Source organism: Caballeronia sp. AZ10_KS36, assembly GCF_023631105.1.
In the GTDB taxonomy this organism is placed as follows: Bacteria; Pseudomonadota; Gammaproteobacteria; order Burkholderiales; family Burkholderiaceae; genus Caballeronia.
In genome coordinates, this window is the sequence record NZ_JALQDQ010000049.1 from 24,695 (window position 1) to 43,684 (window position 18,990).

At 67.2% G+C, this 18,990-nt stretch carries 9 protein-coding genes; 5 read left to right on the forward strand and 4 right to left on the reverse strand.

All coding sequences use genetic code 11. From position 1 onward, the window contains the following. The first annotated feature begins 825 nt into the window (after positions 1-825). On the forward strand, positions 826-3,117 hold the full coding sequence (locus tag NCR35_RS28085) for a two-partner secretion domain-containing protein (protein ID WP_250537179.1): 2,292 nt from the start codon (positions 826-828) through the stop codon (positions 3,115-3,117). 154 nt (positions 3,118-3,271) lie between these two features. Here NCR35_RS28085 and NCR35_RS28090 read toward each other — a convergent pair whose 3' ends face one another. The 4 genes from NCR35_RS28090 to NCR35_RS28105 form a co-directional block, all read right to left on the reverse strand. Then, positions 3,272-5,257, reverse strand: coding sequence for a hypothetical protein (locus tag NCR35_RS28090; RefSeq protein ID WP_250537180.1), 1,986 nt, complete (start codon positions 5,255-5,257; stop codon positions 3,272-3,274). A 323-nt stretch (positions 5,258-5,580) separates the two neighbouring features. Then, on the reverse strand, positions 5,581-6,900 hold the full coding sequence (locus tag NCR35_RS28095; protein ID WP_250537181.1) for a DUF3443 family protein: 1,320 nt from the start codon (positions 6,898-6,900) through the stop codon (positions 5,581-5,583). A gap of 228 nt (positions 6,901-7,128) precedes the next feature. Beyond that, complete coding sequence (locus tag NCR35_RS28100) at positions 7,129-8,463, reverse strand: TAXI family TRAP transporter solute-binding subunit (protein WP_250537182.1); 1,335 nt, start codon at positions 8,461-8,463, stop codon at positions 7,129-7,131. 506 nt (positions 8,464-8,969) lie between these two features. Continuing rightward, positions 8,970-9,410 carry a diacylglycerol kinase gene (locus NCR35_RS28105; RefSeq protein ID WP_250537275.1) on the reverse strand — a complete coding sequence of 147 codons (441 nt, stop codon included), beginning with the start codon at positions 9,408-9,410 and terminating at the stop codon, positions 8,970-8,972. Positions 9,411-9,630: 220 nt separating this feature from the next. Here NCR35_RS28105 and bcsB point away from each other — a divergent pair, with 220 nt between their 5' ends. Genes bcsB through bcsE form a run of 4 tightly spaced genes read left to right on the forward strand, consistent with a single transcriptional unit; the run spans position 9,631 to position 18,989 of the window. Next, entirely contained in the window at positions 9,631-11,862 is a 2,232-nt protein-coding gene (bcsB, locus tag NCR35_RS28110) for a cellulose biosynthesis cyclic di-GMP-binding regulatory protein BcsB (RefSeq protein ID WP_250537183.1), read from the forward strand. Positions 11,863-11,865: 3 nt separating this feature from the next. Continuing rightward, positions 11,866-13,068, forward strand: coding sequence for a cellulose synthase complex periplasmic endoglucanase BcsZ (gene bcsZ / locus NCR35_RS28115; RefSeq protein ID WP_250537184.1), 1,203 nt, complete (start codon positions 11,866-11,868; stop codon positions 13,066-13,068). After that, positions 13,068-17,078, forward strand: coding sequence for a cellulose synthase subunit BcsC-related outer membrane protein (locus NCR35_RS28120; RefSeq protein WP_250537185.1), 4,011 nt, complete (start codon positions 13,068-13,070; stop codon positions 17,076-17,078). The genes bcsZ and NCR35_RS28120 overlap by 1 nt, the downstream gene beginning before the upstream one ends. Before the next feature lie 18 nt (positions 17,079-17,096). Continuing rightward, on the forward strand, positions 17,097-18,989 hold the full coding sequence (gene bcsE, locus NCR35_RS28125; RefSeq protein ID WP_250537186.1) for a cellulose biosynthesis protein BcsE: 1,893 nt from the start codon (positions 17,097-17,099) through the stop codon (positions 18,987-18,989). Position 18,990: the final 1 nt, after the last annotated feature.

An 18,990-nucleotide genomic window follows, 5' to 3' on the forward strand; every position in this document is an offset into this window, starting at 1 on the left:
GCCGCTGACCTTGCGAAGGATGCTGAGAATTCGTGACATCGCGCACCTCGAACGTTCGTTTCGGGAAGAAGCGGGCATTGGTGACCGCCTAATTGCGATGTCGGCCGCCCCATGCTGTTTCTTTAGAACTACCGACGGCTGTTAACCCTTACTTCCGCCGCCGCCGGAGAAGGCTCCGGTTGCGCGATCCGAGATCGACCAACGGCGGTTGCGGTCAATCGTCGTGCCTTTGGCGCATTGCTTTCATTTTCGGCGTCTGATTTTGCAGGCGCGTTCTGATAGCCGCGCCTGTCGCATCCCGACGAAACGGTGAAGAGCGTCCTCGCCTACGTCATCGCGTGTCCACACACGAAATACGGGAATAAGTCGCTGGGACGCGGTTTGCATCGACTATAAGCCCGCGTATCCGAATTACGGCAAGAACCGCGTTGTTATACCTTTGGGTTTTTGTATAGTAACCAGCGCCAGGCGAGGCGGCCGCGATTTACAGCGCATATGCCAAGACTGACCCTCGCGGAACGCCTTCGCCGTTTCAGTACAAGAGCGCACCTGGCAACGGCGCGCGCTGGTCTGGGACGGTCGTTCGCTAACGCTACGCTACTCGACCCATCCGCGGCCCGGTACTGGATGTAGGCGTCGTTTGTTAGTAGGCTATTAGAGGGCGGCGTCGCGTAAGGCCGCGCTTTTCGCCAATGAGCTTCGACGTTCCGCCCCGCCGGGGGCTGCGGAGGATTTATGCGCTTCAGTCGCCTGATGAGAAACGCGTACGTCGAACGGCAGCGCCGCCGTTTGCCGCCTTTCACCTCATCGCGGATGAGTACGGCGGTGCGGATCGCCTTCATCGCCGGCATCGCGAGCGCCGGCGCCCATGCGGCGCAGCCGTTGCCGGTCGGCGGGGCGTTCGTCGTCGGGACGGGCAATATCGCGCAGAGCGGGAACGTGCTGACCGTCACGCAGTCGGGGTATCGGGGCATCATCGAGTGGAAGGGATTCTCGATTGCGCCGGGTCATACGGTGTCCATCGCAAACGGCTCTGGCGCGACGCTCAACCGGGTCATCGGCAACGACGTCTCCGCCATCTACGGCACGCTCAAGGCGACCGGCAGCGTGTGGCTCATCAATCCGCACGGCGTGCTCATCGGGCCGAGCGGCGTGGTGTCGACGGGCGGGCGCTTCGTCGCCTCGACGCTCGATGTCAGCAACGACGACTTCGACGTCTCTTACCAGACCTTGTTCAAAGGCACGTCCAACGCGGACGTGGTCAACCTCGGCAAGATCAGTTCTTCCGGCGGCGACGTCTTTCTGATCTCGGCGCACAAGATCCTTAACGCAGGCACGATCGAGGCGCCCGCCGGCACGGCGGAAATGGCGGCGGGCCGCACGGTCAGTCTGGTGGACAGCACCTATGGCCCGCAGATCGGCGTCGCGGTGGGAAGCGGCGCGACCGTGACCGACTCCGGTCCGGTGCGGGCGGCGCTCATCAATCTGCAGGCGGCAGACGGCAATATCTTCGCGCTCGCCGGGCGATCCGGCGCATTGCGCGCCACGGCCACGGCCACGCGCGGCGGTCAGGTCTGGCTGGTCGCGGAAACCGGCACCGTGGATGCGCGCGGCGCGGCCATCAGCGCGCATGACGCGGACGGCACGGGCGGCGCGGTCAACGTGAGAGGCAGGAACGTGCGGATCGGCGGCGCGCAGATCGACACATCGACGATCGAGCTCACCACTGCCGACTTCGCGATCGACGCACCCACTGCGCAGACGCTCGGCGCAAGCCTGAGCGGTGGCGCATCCGTGACCGTGAACGCGGACGGCGCGGACGGCAAGTTCGGCGCGAACGGCGAGGGCAACATCGACGTGGGCTCGAGCCTTCGCTGGACCGGCGCCGCGCCGCTCCAGTTGTTGGCTGCGCACTCGCTGAGCATCGCGCCCGGGGCGACGATCGCCAACGAGGGCAGCGCATCGCTCACGCTGAATGCGGATGCGCATGGCTTCGACAAAGGCGGCAGCGTGACCAATCGCGGGACCATCGACTGGTCGCGCAGCACAGGGATCGTATCGGCGTTATACGACATCAACGGCAGCTATACCGCAGGCACGGTCCGCACGAATGCGGCGTGGCGGCCCGCACCGTTCAGCGGCCTGCTCACGCAATACACCGCGTACAAGCTCGTCAATAGCGCCGCCGATCTCAGCGCGATAAAGAACGACCTCGCAGGCACGTATGCGCTCGGCAACAGCCTCTATGTTCCCAATGCAGGCGACGCCGCCAATATCGGCACGGCGGCCGCGCCTTTCACCGGACAGTTCGACGGCATGGGACACGTACCGACGATCGCGAACATGTCGGGCGGGACGACGACCGGCCTGTTCGGCGTGATCGGGCGGGGCGGCATCGTGCGCAACTTCACGCTTGCCGAAGGCAGCGCGAGTTCGGCGGGCGGCGCGGTCGGGCTGATCGCAGGCGAGAACGATGGGCGCATCGTGAACGTCGGCGCAACGGGCGATGTCACCTCCACAGGTAGCGGCGGCCGCGCGGGCGGTCTGGTCGGCATCAATCGCGGCACCATCGAGCAGGCCTGGACGGGCGTGACGATCGACGGCGCGGGCACGGTCGGCGGGCTGGCCGGGCAGAACGACGGCACCGTGCGCCAGTCTTTCGCACAAGGAAGGATGACGGCGGGCAATCAGGCGACGCTCGGCGGACTCGTCGGCCAGAACAATGGCCACATCACGCAGTCTTACGCGGATGCGACGCTGTCCGGCGGCGCGGTTATCGGAGGGCTGGTCGGAGCGAATCGCGGTGGCATCTGCCAGTCCTATTCGGAATCGACCTTCACGCCGCCAGCGGGCACGAAGGCGGGCGGGATTGCCGGCGGGATTGCCGGGACGAACAGCGGGCGAATCGCCGGGAACGTGTTCTGGAACAAGGACGCGTTCATCGCGGCAGCGGGCGTGGGATCGGGCAATGCGGTGCCGGCGTCGAGCGGGCTGACAAACGAGCAGATCGGACAAGCGTCCAGCTACGGCCCGACCTGGAACTTCAGTGCCAATGGCGTCTGGTCCTTGCCGAGTTCGTACACGGGGCCGTATCTGCGCTGGTTCTTCGGGTCGTGAGTGCACCGGGGCCGTCGCTCCCCGCCGCGAGCAGCGGCACCATCAGGTCGCTGATCGGCGCTGAGACTTGCGGATGCCCATCTGCTTTTGTATGACGGCTGCCGAGCGACGACGATGCACCGGTCGCTCGGGCTTGGCCAGTCGCCGACGACTCTTACTGCGCTGCTACGGTGTTCGCGGGAACCGGCGGCGTACCCACGCGATAGCATGAAGGAATGGACTTCGCATCCGGACGCTGGTACACGAGCTTGTAGCCGTTTGTCCCACTGGCCCATGACGCCTTCGATGCGAAGGTCAGCACGGGACCCGCGCTATTGCTCGAACTCGCCGTCCGCGCGATGACGAGCGGCGCGAGCACCGGATCGGCCTGCACCTTGTCGGCATCGATGATACGGCGCACGTGCGAGAGGCTTGCCGCATACCAGTCCGCTTTCATCGTCGCATTCTTGATGATGAAAGGGCGATACGCCGGTCCCGCATAGTGACTGTCGATGATCATCCAAGGGTCCGTGTCCGCCGATCCGCCTAGCTCGGACACCGGCACGGCCTTGCCATCGTGGGTCGTCAGGTACGACGCGAGGTCAACGCCGAGACGCGATCCGACTTTGCCGAGCGTATCGAGGCCGAAGTGCGCCGGATCGCTCGCCCTGAGTTCGCTGTAATGCTTGCCGGTCCACGTGATCACGTGCGAGACGTCGTAGCCGTCCGCCGTCGTGACCGTGCCGACGTCGGCCGAAACCGTCGCCTTCTGCGTGATGTAGAGCAGATCGCCCGGCTTGAGATAACCGACCATGCTGGCGATGTTGCCCTGGTTGATGTCCAGCAACACGCCCGGCTCCTGCTGCCCCGAACTCACGAGCGGATCGTCGCCGGTGGAGCATGCCTGCGAACCGATACCCGTTTCGAGGTTGTTCGTTGCCTGCGTCAGGCCGGCGAAGTTGTACACCCATGACGTGAAGTCGGAACAATCGACGCCTTCCCACTGAATCTCGTCGCTCTTCGTCAAACGCGCGAGGCTCTGCGATCCATCGGCGCGACGGTTCGCCGTGCAGGTCATCTTGGACGCGCTCCCACCGGAAGTACCGCCGGAAGAGAAGTTGCGGAACTTCGCGGGCGACGTCGGCGGCAGCCAGCCGGGAATGTGATGGTGGCAATAGTTGATGCCCTGATCGACCCAGTAGTTCTCCACGGCCATGACGAGCTCGCGCTGGAACGCGCCGACATCGCTGCCGCAGGCTGCCGCCGTGACCGGGCCGTAGCTGGCGGCGAACGGACCCCACGTGCCGCCGTTGGCGAAGCTTTTCCAGTTCGCCACGGTGACGCCGTTTCCGAGCTGCGCCTGAACCTCGTTCTTCCGATTGGCGAAGAGCGTGCCGAGCTCGCTCAGCAGCTTGTCGCGATCCGTGCACGCCGCGCTGCTGACGGACACCGAGGCCGCATGGCCCGGGATCACGTTCTTGAGCGCCGACAACGTCTTGATGCCGGACTTGTTGCGAGCGCCGCCGACATAAGCGGCCGCGGCCGTGGTAATCGCGCAGTTGCCGCTGACCGGTGCGTCGAGCGAGCCGTCCGCATTGACGTTGCCCGCGCCCGCGTTGCATTGCGCGAGGGTGTCGCCGTTGCCCGCTTGCGCGACGATATTCTGCGTGCTGTCGACGACCGAAAGGCCGAGCGACGTGCGGCTCTGTGATTCGGCGCCGAGCGCGAGGGCCATCTTCGCGCCGGCCGAAACATCCGTCGTGGCGCCGGTCGAGACGAACGTCGGCGCGGTCTCGCTCACGTCGATATCGCCCGCGAACGCGTTCACACGCGACATTGCCGACGCAATGTTGTCGGCCGTGAGGCCGCCTGCGGCGCGCGCGTCGGCGACGACGGCGTTCGAGTACATGGAAACCACCATCTGCGAGGGCGCGGTCAGATACACCGCGTCGAGTTCGCCGTTGAGTGTAGTCGTGACGCCCGTTGCTTCTTCCTCGTAAGAACCGCCTGTGACCCGGACGAACACCGGATAGTGCAGTGCCGATTTGAGCACGAAGGAGCCGTCGGCTGCGGTGGTCGTCGTCGTGACCGGCTTGTCGGACACGGTGCCGTCCGCCGCGAGCTCATGGACTTCGACCGTCGCGTGACTGAGCGGACCCATGTAGACACTGCCGGCGCTGGATGGCCCGGACCCGCCGCCGCACGCGACAAGGGCGGAGCATGAGAAGACGGCAAGCGCTGCGGTACTGATAAGGGTTGGCTTCACGATTTCAGAGCGATCATAAGTGGGTTGATTGAATGGCGATGCGCTCACGGTGCGCTCGCCAATTTCGTTTCCCTGATGAAGCGATCGCCTCTCCGATGCGCTTTTCAGTTTCCGAACCATGACGACCTTAACGGCGTGCGGATTATCGACTTGAGGCTCGTGCGAACCGGTCCGGCAAGATGTCGCTGACGAAGGTGTAATTCTTTCCGGCGAACGCGTCACGGAAAGACTGCATCGGAGAACGCGTAATAGGCATTGCCCGATCCGCTGGAACCATCAGTCATCCTAATGAACACCTTGCGTCCGACGAAAAAGGGCATGCCCCAGACAAATGCGCGCGAGTCCTGGTTAGCGACCATCGCGACGTTTCTGAACGCGCCGTTGCCGCTGCGCACCAGACTGGCCGAATCGCCGACGCGGAACTTCGCGGTCGCCTCCGTCGTTTGGCCCTTCAGCGTCGCGGAGAACTCCGCTTCGGGCGTTGCGCACCAGTGGGAGCCGCACTCGCGCGCTTCAGCCGGCGAAGTGGCGAAGTAATATTCTTCGGTGCCGGTGTCGAAGTAGCTTGCGGCATAAGACTGCCCGTTCCAGACCGTGGTGAAGGTTCCATCCGGCGCGAGATCGACCACGTTGGTCACGTCGAGCGCATTGTTCGAGCGCGTTCCAATGCCGAGCGTGAGCGTTCCCGGCGTGGCGATGGCGCCCGACGCCGGAACCGGCTGGACCTCGAGCACGTAGCCATTGTTGTCCGAGGGAAGTGCCGCGATCGGATGAACAACACGGAAACTCGCCGGCACCGGCTTCGCAATGGGCGTGCATCCATCCACGGTGCACTCGTAATATCGCGGTGTCCTGAGCGAAATGAAGCATGGATCCTTGCAGTCGTTCAGGGATACCGCAGCGATGCCGAGTGTTCCGTTCGACGTCGGCTTGGCGCCATTCAAACAGGAGTCGGGGCGTGGATGATCCGCATAGGATGCGCTTGCTTCATCGACGATCTGGATCGGAACACTGGATGCCTGCATCGCAGCCAACCTGAGGTCCACCCGCGTGACGACTCCCCACGCAGCCGAGGACACGAAGCGATAGCATTCCGCCAGCGCATGAGCGTCGGGTCCTGCCATCGCGGGGAAGAGTTCGGGATGCTTGAGCGCCGAGCGCTGCAATCGCAAGCCGACGGAGCCCGTGTCCACCATCACGTTATCGACCGTCTCGCACACGGACGTGCCGGGCACGCAGACTGTCACGCTGATCAAGGCCCGGTTGATGTCGTAGTTCGGCGTCTGCACGCTCAACGGTATGACGTTGTCGGCAAGAGCGGTCGCAGCGTTGGACGAATTCGTCGCGACGATGGTCGGGCCAGGTCGACCGGTGCCGGCTGTCGCCGGGTCCGATGTGCCCGCAGCAGATGTCGCCCCCGTCGAGGAGGTCGCGTTGGCCGCCGCAGCGTTCTCGTTCGACGGCGTAGCAGAGCTTGCTCCGCACGACACGAGAAAGGGAAGCGCGAGAATAACGAGAGTGCCGAGGAAACGTCGCATGTCTGTTCATGTCCGAAATGGTGGCTGCGCCCCGAGCAGGGACCGGGCGGCTTATGCCGTCCGTGACATCGGTTGCAGTGCCGCGCATATCGTCGGAGGAACGTGCGCCGCTTCTATGGTTCGGGAGATTGTCCAAAGCCTTCCCGGTATAACGGCCGCGCGCACAGTGGCTTGAGCTGGTGCGCGAGGTGCCGGGCACCGCCAGGTCGCTTCGCGGCGCACCGGCCGTCAGGCATGGACAGGACGTTCTATCCTGGCGCCAAGCCGTGTCCGCACCAGGACGACGTGTTCCCGCAAGATATAGAGCGCATCGGCGTAGGCAAGCGGAAGCCGTATTGCGTCCAGCGACCGTTCGATGGAGACCAGTTCCGCAAGCAGCGCCTCGCGGCTGTGCTCAGCGGGCAGCGCGAGCGCCTTGCGCTCGACCGCCAGCAGACACCCGTAGAACCGGTAGATACGTGATCGGATTCGCCAGCGGTATAGCGCGGGAACAAGCCGAAGCGCCGGAACGATGAGCACCATGAGCGGCAGAAGCAGCAGCAGCGCGCGATCCGTGGCACTTGCGAGCCAGAAGGGCAGCGTGCGATACAGGTAGCTCTTTCCGGAACGGTAGTAACGAGTCGCCTCTTCGCTGATAGGAAAATCACGCGCGATCGGATTCGGGAACTGCCCTGCACGCTGCATGATCGTCGATTTTCCATGGACTTCCTGTGCCGCCTCGATGAGCAGATCGGACAGCGCCGGATGCAGCCCCTTGCGCGCCACGAGTTCGACGGTCGGCGCGATCAGGTGCACCGTCTGCGGCGGAACGCGCCGGCCGAGATCGAGTATGCCGGGCGGCAGGTCCACCTCGTCGAGATAAGAAAAGCGCCGCGTGTATGCGGGTGCTTCGGCGAAATCCATCAGGGAGATGCCCGGAACCCTGTACAGACGCAGCATGAGCGCGCGCGTGGCCGAATCTCCGCTCAGGATGACGGCATCGGCTTCGCCATCGACGAGCTGCGTGGCCGCCTGAAGCCCGTCGGTCGAGAGCAGGGTCGTGTCCGCGCCGGGCGTTACGCCGTTCGCCGCCAGCAGTCTGAGCGACAGCTCGCGCGTGCCGCTGCCTTCACGGCCGATGGCGATGCGCTTTCCGCTCAGTTGCGACAACGACGTCATGACATTGCCGCGATAGAACACCAGCAACGGCACATAGGTCACGCTGCCGAGCGACATGAGTTCGGCCGCCTGCTGATCCCGGGCGACGCCACTCTGAACCAGCGCCACGTCGACTTGCTGGGCCGGATCGAGCAGACGTTCGAGGTTCTCCCGTGAACCGTCGGAAGGCACGACATTGAGCGTGATGCCGTAGCGCGCGAGAACTTTGGCGTATTGCCTGCCCATCCAGAACAGCGAACTGTCGGGCTGACCGGTACTGATGGTGATGCTGCGCGGAACCGCCGGTCTCAACAACCAGCAGACGAGCATCATCGTGACGACGACCGACAGGATGCCAAGCGCGATCTTGCCCGGAAGGCTGTGCGCAATCGTTTTCCCGGAGCGCCATAGGTTGAGAGCACGCATCACTTCTTGCGGCGGCCAGGCGGCGGACAGGCTGATGATCTGGCTTCGGTGGGGATGTGGGCGATCATGGCGTCGGAACCGGTTCTTGGGTGGCTGTCACAACGACAGCGGTTCCCTCGTCTCCGAGGCGGCCATCTGGCATGACAAGTTCGTCGGGAGAGCTTAAGGCACTCGTCGCCCCGGCGATGCGCCGAACAGGCGCGGAAAAGTGTCGTTGATTGCGCATTCTCCAGTCGCGGGCCGCCGCAGCGATCGCCGCACACCAGCGGAAGATCGCGAATGCGGCGCAGCGTCGACTCAGGATCTGCGTAAAGCGCGCCACCTGCCGGCAATGCATCGATACAGCGAGAGGAGCAGCCCAAGGCTCCCAATGCCTCGCCCCTCCGACGTCCGTTCCCTGACGCCAGATTACAAAATCAGCGCTATCGCTCCACGAAGTTTTGCGACCGATCTCAAGTTTTGCGACCTCCCGCCGAAATACAGACATCTATCCGGCCACGTGGGAATCACAGATGGGTCCTTACCCATCGCCACACAGCCGGACCGCAGATCAGAGCCCAGGTCATCGCGCTGATTGCGATTGACAACGTGACCGCCGCGCTGCCGCAGTCTTTCGCCCGCCCCGACAGCTCGTGCCGTTCGAGCGAGATGCGGTCGATCGCCGCCTCGATGCTCGAATTGATCAGCTCGACGAGCAGTACAAGCAGCACGGACGACGCAAGCAGCACGCGCTCCGTGGTGGCGACAGGAACGAGAAAGGCAATGGGCAGCAGCACGATGGCCACGCACACTTCCTGACGGAAGGCGCTTTCCTCGCGCCAGGTGACGGCAATGCCGTTCCACGAATGACGCAGCGCGAAGATCCCGCGCAGCAGGCCGCGGCGTTTGACGATTGCGCCTTCGCTGGCGGATGACGATGAGTGGGTGGAAGAAGTTGGCCGGACCATGACGCGACGTGGCGGTTGTTTGTTCGAAGGATGTTTCAAGGATGCCCGAGTTGAACCGAACTGTCCGACATTATGCGTTTGTTTCGCCCGCTCTTTCGCAGCACCGGCGAGGAAATCCATTCACGACGCCTCGCGCGGCCGCCATCGCGCCCAAAACCGTCGCCACGACGCCGAACAACGGCCGCGCGGCGCGCGCCCGAGACATCTTCCCGACTTGCCGATGAAATCCGCTGTCCGCTTATGCCTGTCGCTGGCGCTGGCCGCCTGCGCGCTCGATGCCGCTGCCATTGCTCCCGCGCCCGGCGCGAGCGCCAGTGAAAACGTCGGCGCCACGACCGCCCACATCCCGTTCTCCGCTCTCGGCGCGTGGCAGGCGCTGCAGTTGCGCGGCATCGAAGACGCGCGCTCGGTATCGCTCGGCGTGCGGCTCGATCGCGTCGTGACGGGCGCGCATCTGCGGCTGCGCTACACGTATTCGCCGGCGCTGGTGTTCCCGCTGTCGCACGTGAAGGTGTCGATCAACAACGAAGTCATCGCCACGGTGCCGTTCGACAAGGAGCACGCCGGGTCGATGGTCACACAGGACATCCCGCTCGATCCGCGCCTCTTCACGGATTACAACCAGTTCGGGCTGCGCTTCATCGGCCATTACACGATCGACCACTGCGAAGATCCGGCCAACACGGCGCTCTGGGTCGACGTGAGCCCGACGAGCGAATTCGTGCTCGATACCGCGCCGATCAAGCTGCCGAACGACCTCGCATTGCTGCCCGCGCCGTTTTTCGATGCCCGCGATGTCAGTCGCCTCACGCTGCCGTTCGTGCTGCCCGCGTCCGCCGACAGCGCGACGCTCAGAAGCGCGGGCGTGCTCGCGTCGTGGTTCGGCGCGCTCGCCGATTACCGGCAGGCGCGCTTCCCGGCGCTGAACGCATTGCCCGCCAACGAACATGCGGTCGTCATCGGCACGCGCGATCGCTTGCCGGCGGGCGTCGAGTTGCCGCGCATCGACGGGCCGACCATTCTCGTCGCCGATAACCCGGCCTCCGCCGATCGCAAGCTGCTCGTCGTGACGGGCCGCAATGCAGCCGAAGTCGATGACGCCGTCTACGCGCTCGTGCTCGGCCGCGCGGCCATGTCCGGCGCGTCCGCGAAGGTGGCGCGCGTGGACATCGGCAAGCCGCGCGAGCCCTACGACGCGCCGCGCTGGATGCCGACGAATCGCCCGGTCAGCTTCAAGGAACTCGTCGGCGATGCGTCGCAACTGCAAGTGTCGGGAAGCACGCCCGACGCAATCCGCCTGAACCTGCGCGTGCCCGCCGACCTGTTCTCGTGGAACGCCGCGGGCGTGCCGCTGAATCTGAAGTATCGCTATACCGCGCCGACGGTCCAGAACAACTCGTCGCTGGCCGTGGATATCAACGATCAGCTCGTCAAGTCGTTCCGCCTGCCCGTCGCCAAAGCCGACGACAGCGAGGGCCGCATCCAGTTGCCGCTGATGTCCGGCGCGAACAGCGGCGCGGCGAACGCGCTCGACATTCCCGCGTTCCGCGTCGGCAGCTCGAACCAGCTGCAACTGCGATTCGCGCTCGATTCGCAGAAGACCGGCCTGTGCGCGAGCGTGGCGACCAATCCGGCGCGCGCGGCAGTCGATCCGGATTCGACCATCGACTTCTCCGGCTTCGTGCATTACGCGCGGATGCCGAATCTCGCGTACTTCGCCAACAGCGGCTTCCCGTTCACGCGATACGCCGATCTCTCGCAGACGGCCATCGTGATTCCCGACCGTCCATCGCCCGCCGAACTCGAAACCATGCTCACGATGCTCGGCCACATGGGCCAGTGGACCGGCTTGCCGAGCCTGCGGGTGACGATCGCGCGTCCCGGCGACCTGCGCGGCGTCGCGCAAAAGGATCTGCTCGTGATCGGCGGCGCGCCGTCGTCGCCGGTGCTCGCGCGCTGGCGCGATGCGCTGCCGCTCTCCATCGCCGATTCCGCGTCGAAGAACGACGGCGTCACGCGGGCGTCGTTCTCGGTCCGGGAGCAGTGGCGTGACGGCAAGCGTGTCACGAACGGCGGCGCGTCGCTCGATCAGAGCGGACCGCTCGCCGCGCTCATGGGCTTCCAGTTGCCGGGCGAACAAGGGCGCAGCGTGATCGCGCTGGCCGCGACCGAACAGGGCCGTCTCGACGATCTGCTGGACGTATTCGAACGTTCCGAGCGCATCACGCAGGTGCAGGGCGACGTGTCGCTCGTGCGGCGCGGCGGCGTCGATAGCATGCGCGTGGGCGACACCTATGTCGTCGGCTATGTGCCCTGGTACGCGAAGCTATGGAGCCACGCAGTCGGGCACCCGGTGCTGCTCGGCCTTCTCGGTGCGGTCTCGGGCCTGCTGCTCGCCGTCGCCGCGTTCGCCGCGCTGCAAGAACTGGCCTCCCGCCGCAAGGGACTTTGAGCGATGACGCGCGTTTTTCGACGTCTGGGACGCGCGGTCGCGGTGGCGGCGCTTTGCGCCAGCGCCGGCGCCAACGCCGGCGCGACCGACAGCGCGACCGCCAGCGCAAACTCCAGCCCGACCGACAGCGCCGCGCCGCTTGCCTGCCAGCCGTCGTGGCCGCGCTGGGAAGCGTTCAAGAGCGGCTTCGTCTCGAAAGACGGCCGCGTGATCGACGTCGGCTCGGCCGATGAGCGGACGGTGTCGGAAGGGCAGTCGTACGGGCTCTTTTTCGCGCTCGTCGCTAATGATCGCGCGAGCTTCGACAGGATTCTGCACTGGACGGAAGACAACCTCGCCGCAGGCGACCTCACCGCCCGCCTGCCCGCGTGGCTGTGGGGCCGCGACGCATCGGGCGCGTTCGGCGTGCTCGACGCGAACGCCGCATCGGACGCCGATCTGTGGATCGCCTACGCGCTCCTCGAGGCGGGCCGCGCGTGGGGCGAGCGCAGCTACACGGCGCGCGGCGCATCGCTCGCGCGGCGCGTGCTGGACGAGGAAAGCGCCATGCTGCCCGGGCTCGGCCTCACGGTGTTGCCCGGCCCGGCCGGTTTTCATCCGTCGGCGGATTCGTGGCGCGTGAATCCGAGCTACGTTCCGCTGCAAGTCATTCGCGGCATCGGCGCGCGTCTTGCCGACGACGCCCGCTGGCCGCGTGTTGCCGCCTCGTCGGCGCGGATGCTGGCTGATACCGCGCCGCGCGGATTCTCGCCCGACTGGGCGCTGTATCGGGCGCATGACGGTTTCCAGCCCGACGACGACACGCACGCCGAGAGCGCCTACAACGCCATTCGCGTCTATTTGTGGGCGGGCATGCTGGCATCGTCGGACGATGCGCGCGCCGCGCTGCTGCAACGGTTCACGCCGTTCGCCGCGTACATCGGCGAGCATGGCGCGCCGCCCGAACGTGTCGATACGCGCACCGGCCGCGCCGGTCCGAACGACGGCAACGCGGGTTTTTCCGCCGCCGCCGTGCCGCTGCTCACGGCGCTCGGCGAGACGGGCCTCGCAGAGGCGCAAGCCGCCCGGGCGGAAAAGGAAGCCGCGCCCGGCTACTACACGAGCGTGTTGACGCTCTTCGGCCTCGGCTGGCGCGAGGGACGTTATCGCTTCACGCCGCAAGGCGCGTTGCAAACGGCGGCTTCGCAGTGCGGAGGCACTCGCTGATGCGCGCGCTTCCCACCACCTCTCGCACCCCGCTTCGCACCCGACCGGGCCTGCTGCACGCCGCGCTGATGTCGGCGAGCGTCGTGTGCGCGGTGCAGTTGCCCGCGACGAGCGCCCATGCCGCCATCCCCGCTGCCATCCCCGCCGCCATCCCCGCTGCCGGTCACGATGACACCACGCGAGCCGATGCGCTTGCGCTGCCGCCGCTGGCCGGGCGCCTCTACGGCACCGCGCGCGCGTGGGCGAACCGCCATCGCGACGATCTCGCGTTGCAGGCCATCGACAAGGCATTGCTGATTGCGCCGGACGACCCGCGCCTCTTGGCCGAGCGCGTGCGCGTCCAGTTGCGGCTCGGCCAGGCGCAGAAAGCGCAGGCGACGCTCGCGCGCATGAAAAACGCTGCGCCCGACGCGCGCCTCACGCGGCAGGTCGACGACGAATATCGCGTCGCGGTCAGCGGACGCGCGGAGTTGGCGACCATCCGGCTGTTGTCGCGAAGCGGCCAGTCGGAAGAAGCCGCGCGCCGCCTCGTCGCGCTCTTTCCGAACGGCGCGCCCTCCGGTGCGCTCGGCGCCGAGTATTACCAGATGATCGCCGCGACGCCCGCGCGCCGCAGCGAGGCGCTCGATGCGCTGCACCGCCGGGTCGCGGCCGATCCCGATGACGTCGACGCCGCGCTGACGCTCGCGCGGCTTTTGAACGCCAGCGACGCGACGCGCGCCGAGGCGAACCGCATCGCGTGGAAACTGGCGACGCGCACCGACACCGACCGCAACGCCGCGCTCGACGTCTGGCGTCACGTCTTACAGTCGGCGGGCGCGGACACCGCGTATCTGCCGGCGCTGCGCGCGTATCTCGTCCTCGTTCCCGACGACACAGAGTTCAGGGACCGCGCCGATCTGCTCGACGCACGCATCGAGGCGCAGCGAAAGCTGGAGCGCGATCCCGATTACATCGCGCAGCAACGCGGCCTCGCTGCGCTCGAACGCGGCGATCTCGCTGCGGCCGAGCCGTTGCTCGCGCGCGCGGCGGCGGCCCGTCCGGGCGATGCGCAAGCCGTCGGCGGTCTCGGTCTCGTGAGAATGCGCGCGGGCCAGCGCGACGAGGCGCGCGCGCTCTTCGAACGCGCCGCCACGCTCGCGCCCGACAATCGCGGGAAATGGCAGGCGCTCGCCCGCACGGCGCAGTTCTGGGGCACGCTCGCGCACGCGCGCGACGCCGCCGGCGCAGGCAAGCCGGCCGATGCGGCACGCTACGCGCGCGAGGCGCTCGCGATGCAGCCGGGCAACGCCGACGCAGAGCTTCTGCTCGCCGATGCGCTTCTCGCGCAGGGCGACTGGCGCGCCGCCGAACCGATGCTGCGCGCGCAAGTCGATGGTCCCGCGCCGAGCCTGTCGGCGCTGCGGAGCATGCGCACACTTTTGGAAGCCACCGGTCGCGGCGATCAGGTCGGCCCGCTCATCGAGGCGCTACAGAGCCGCTTCGCCGCTGCCGACGATCGCCAGAGCCTTGTCGCGATGCGCGCCGATCTCGTTGCGGCAAGCGCCCAACGGTTCGCGGACCGCGGCCTCAACGGTCCAGCGGCGCAGGAGTACGAAGCCTCGCTGCGGCTCGAACCGAATCAGCCGTGGACGCGCTTCGCGCTCGCCCGCATCTATCGGGATCTCGGCTTGCCGCAACTGGGCCGCGCCGTGATGGACGACGGCCTCGCGCTCGATGCCGCGACGCCGATGCGTTACGCGAGCGCGCTGTATCGCAATTCGACGGACGATCTCGCCGGCGCGCAAGCCGTGCTCGCGCTCGTGCCGGATGCCGAGCGCAACGACGCGATGCGCGCGCTCGCCCGCAATCTCGACGCGCAACAGGCGTTGATCGACGCCCGCGCCGCGTACGCGCGCAACGATGCGCGCGCGGCTCGGGCAGCGCTCGCGCGCGCGCAAACCGAAGCAAGCGACGATCCGAACATGCTCGCGTCGATCGGCTCCGTGTATATCGATCGCGGCGAGACGGCGCGCGGTCTCGCGCTGCTGCGTGACTGGATGGCCGCGCATCCGCAGGAAACCGACATCGACGTGCGTCTGCGCTACGGCGATCTGCTCGGCGCGGCGCGGCGTGAATCCGAACTCGCCGACGTGCTCGCGCACGTTCGCCGCGCCGGCACGCTGACGCCGCGCCAGTCGGAACGGCTCGAAGACCAGTCGCTGCGCATGGCGCTGCGTCAGACCGACGACGCCATCGCGAAAGCCGACTATGCGCGCGCTCGCGCGCTGCTCGCGGCCGTGAGCGACGCGGGCCGCCGCGACCGGCGCTATGCCTTCGAGCTTGCCGATCTTGCACGCGCGCAAGGCGACTACGCGGCGGCGCGCGCGGCGCTCGCGCCGGTGCTGGCGGCAGCGCCGGACGATGCCGAGACGCAGCTCGCGCTCGCTCGCGTGCTCGGCGACAGCGGCCGCAGCGGCGAGCGCCGCGATGCGCTCGCTCTCGTGCGACGCGTGGTCGATGCCGCGCCGCCCGACGATATCGACACGCGCCTGTCCGCCGCACGCCGGCTGTCGGCGCTGCGCCGCCCGCAGGACGCGCAGGGCATCGTGCAGCCGCTGCGCGTCGCTTATCCGGCGCGGCCGGACGTCACGTTGCAGGCGGGACGCGTCGCCGAAGACCTCGGCGATTACGCGGATGCAGCGTCGCTGTACCGGCTGTCGATGGATCAGGAGCGCGCGTCGGGCAGCGCGTCGGGGAGCACGACTTCCTTCGGCACGCCCGCCGGCGCAATCCGCCTGACGCCCGCGCAGGAGGCGTTCGACGATCTCGGCCAGCGCCGCAATCCGGAAGTGGAGACCGGCTGGATTCCCGCGTACAAGTCCGGCGATGCTGGCGTGTCGGAGTATCACGCGCAACAGGTGCCGGTCTATGCGCAGATTCCGTATGGCTATGACGGGCATTTTTTCGTTCATGCCGATGCGGTGCATCTGGATGCGGGGACGCTCGATGTCAGCGGCCTCGGCGGCTCAACGATACCGTACGTCGTCAACACGTTCGGCACGACGGCGGGCTTTTTCACCGACGCGGCGGCGCTGCGCAGTTATGCGGCGGGCGCCGTCACTTCCGGCGACCTGCACCAGCACGCGAACGGTCTCGGCGGCGGCGTCGGCTATCTCTCCGACAAGTGGCGCTTCGACCTCGGCTCGACGCCGCTCGGCTTTCCCGTGCATTACCTCGTCGGCGGCGCGCGTTACCGGTTCGATGCCGGCCCCGCGAGCTTCTCCGTGTCGGCGTCGCGCCGTCCGGTGACGAGCAGCGAACTGGCCTACGCGGGACTCACCGATCCGCTCACGCACGCGGTCTGGGGCGGCGTGCGGCGCGATGGCGTCGATCTCCATGTGGGCGCGGATATCGGCCGGATCGAAACCTTCGCGGATCTCGGCGTCGGCGCGCTGACCGGGCGCAATGTCGCGAGCAATCAGGAATTCACGCTGCGCACGGGCTTCAGCGTGCCGGTGTATCAGCGCGCGACGATGCGCGTGCTGACCGGTCTCGTCGCCAATGCGTGGCATTACACGGACAACCTGCGCTACTACACGTTCGGGCAGGGCGGCTATTACAGCCCGCAGCGGTATCTGTCGCTCGGCGTGCCGCTCGAATTCATGGGCAAGCGCAACGGCTTCATGTGGGACGTCACGGTGACGGGCGGCGTGTCGAATTCGTACGAAAAAGATTCGCCGTACTTCCCGAACGGGCTTCCGTCCGTGGCGGGTCTGTCGCCGGTGGATGTCAGCCAGCTCAAGTTCAGCGGCGGCTCGACGCAGGGCGTGAGCTTCTCCTATGGCGTCGCGGCGACCGTCGAATATCGCGTGAATCCGCAACTGGCCATCGGCGCTCGCGTGAGCATCGATCATTCGCATGACTACGCGCCGAGTTCCGGCATGGTCTACGCGCGCTTCGCGTTCTCGGCGCGCAAGGACGATTACCGCATCAGCCCGCAGCCGGTGCGGCTGTATTCGAGCTATTGACCGGCGCTGGAGGAACGGATGAACACCGATCTGAATCGATCCACGGGCGCAACCGGGAAAGCGGGTGCTGCATCGGCGCGTGCGCCTGGCGTGCTGTCGGCGCTCGCGCAGTTCGCGCGCTCGCGCTTGTTTCGCGATGACGACACGACCTGCCGCGTCGGCATAGACGCGCTGCCCGACGATCTCGCGACGCTCGAGCGCGGCGCGCTGTACGCGGTGCAGGCCGCGCCGCGTTCACCGGAATGCGATGCGCTCATCTGGGAAACGGTGCGCTCGGCAGGCGCACGACCGACGACCGTGGTGCTCGCGCGCGAACGTGGCGACGCTGCGGCGCGCCTTCGCGAACTGGGCTTTGCGGGCTCGGCGACCGCACGCTGGCCGCGCCGGCTCGATGTGCTCGCCATGCCCGACGAGCCCGACGAGCCTGCGGATAGCAACGCGCAGACTCAGACGCAGGCGCTCGCGCGTCTCATCGGCGGCTTGCTTGCGCTCAGGCGCTTCGGCACGCGGCGCAATGCGCTTTACATCGTCGAGGGCGCGCAACGCTGGTTCACCTGGAGCGATACGGCGGCGCTCGCGCGCGAGGGGCGTCTGCTCGCGGACTGGTGCGCGACGCGCGGCGTCACGATGCTCCTCCTGCTCGGCGACGATGCCGCCGCGCCCGGATCGGATACGTCGCCCGATTTCGACGAGGCCGCCGACAAACGGAGCGGACGCGAGCTGAACGGCGCGTGCGCGGGCGTGGCGCGCGTGCAGCGAGCGAACGGCGAACTGCTCTGGCAGGTCGACTTCTGGCGCGCCGGCAAGTCGCTCGTGACGGGCGACGTTCGCGCGCTGCGCTTCACCGGCGATGGCCGGCTGAGCGTCGCGCCGGCGGACACGCAAGGCAAGGCGATGCGGATTGCGCACGACGAAGACCGCGTCGTCGTGTGCCGGGCCGTGACCGGCGACGAGCCGTGGGTGCCGCGCAACTGGGAAGTGCTCGACGACCGCGATGCCGTCGTTGCCGCCTGCCGTGACGCGCGCGCCGCGACGGTCGTGCTTGCGCATCGCAACGGCGCGCAACTGGAGCAACTGTGCGAAGCCGTGCATGCGCTCAGGCGCCGCAGCGGCCGCGCGCTCAAGATCGTCGTGGTGGAGCGCGGCGAGGTGTTGCGTCACCAGTACGAACTGCTGATGCTGAGCCTCGGCGCGAACGCGGTCGTCGGCCGCGACACGCCGTTTTCGCGGCTCGAATCGATATTGCAGTCGGTGCAGGGCCAGCTTTATACGCGTGCGCTGATGCCGGACTACCGCGCGGCGCTCGCCGCATCGCTCGCCGATGCCGCGCTCGGTTATCTGAACGCCGCCGCGTTCTGCGCCCAGGCGCAGGCGGCCCTGACACGCGGCGCGATCCTGCGTCTTCCTCACGTGCTGGCGAAGCTCGCGCTGCCGCCGTCGCTCGCCCACGTCGATGCGCTCGGCCATTGCCGTCCGCGCCGCGCTGGCGACGTTTTCACCGCCGACGCCACGCATGTCTACGTCTTCCTCTTCGGCTGCCGGCTGTCCGACGCCGACAACGCGCTCGCGCGCATCTTCACCGCGCCGGTGGCAGGCATCGCGCAGAAAGTGACGTATTTCTCGAACGACGGCATTGCCGCCGAGCTGGATGCGCTCGACGCGGCCAACCGGCGCGCGCCCCTCGCGGACTACAGCGATCTGTTCGCGAGCGCGGCGCCCGCCGGCCAGCCCGCCGCGGCCGCGGAACCCGAGGCCGTGCGCCGCGCCCGCGCCGAACTCGACGCGCTGCATGAAGTGCTGGAGCACGAAGCGCGCAGGCAGCGCGCGGACCTGGCCGTCGATAGCAAAACCGCGACGCACGCGCGTCGGGCCGTGCCGGCCCGCATGCCCCTCGTCGAACCGGGAAAGTGAT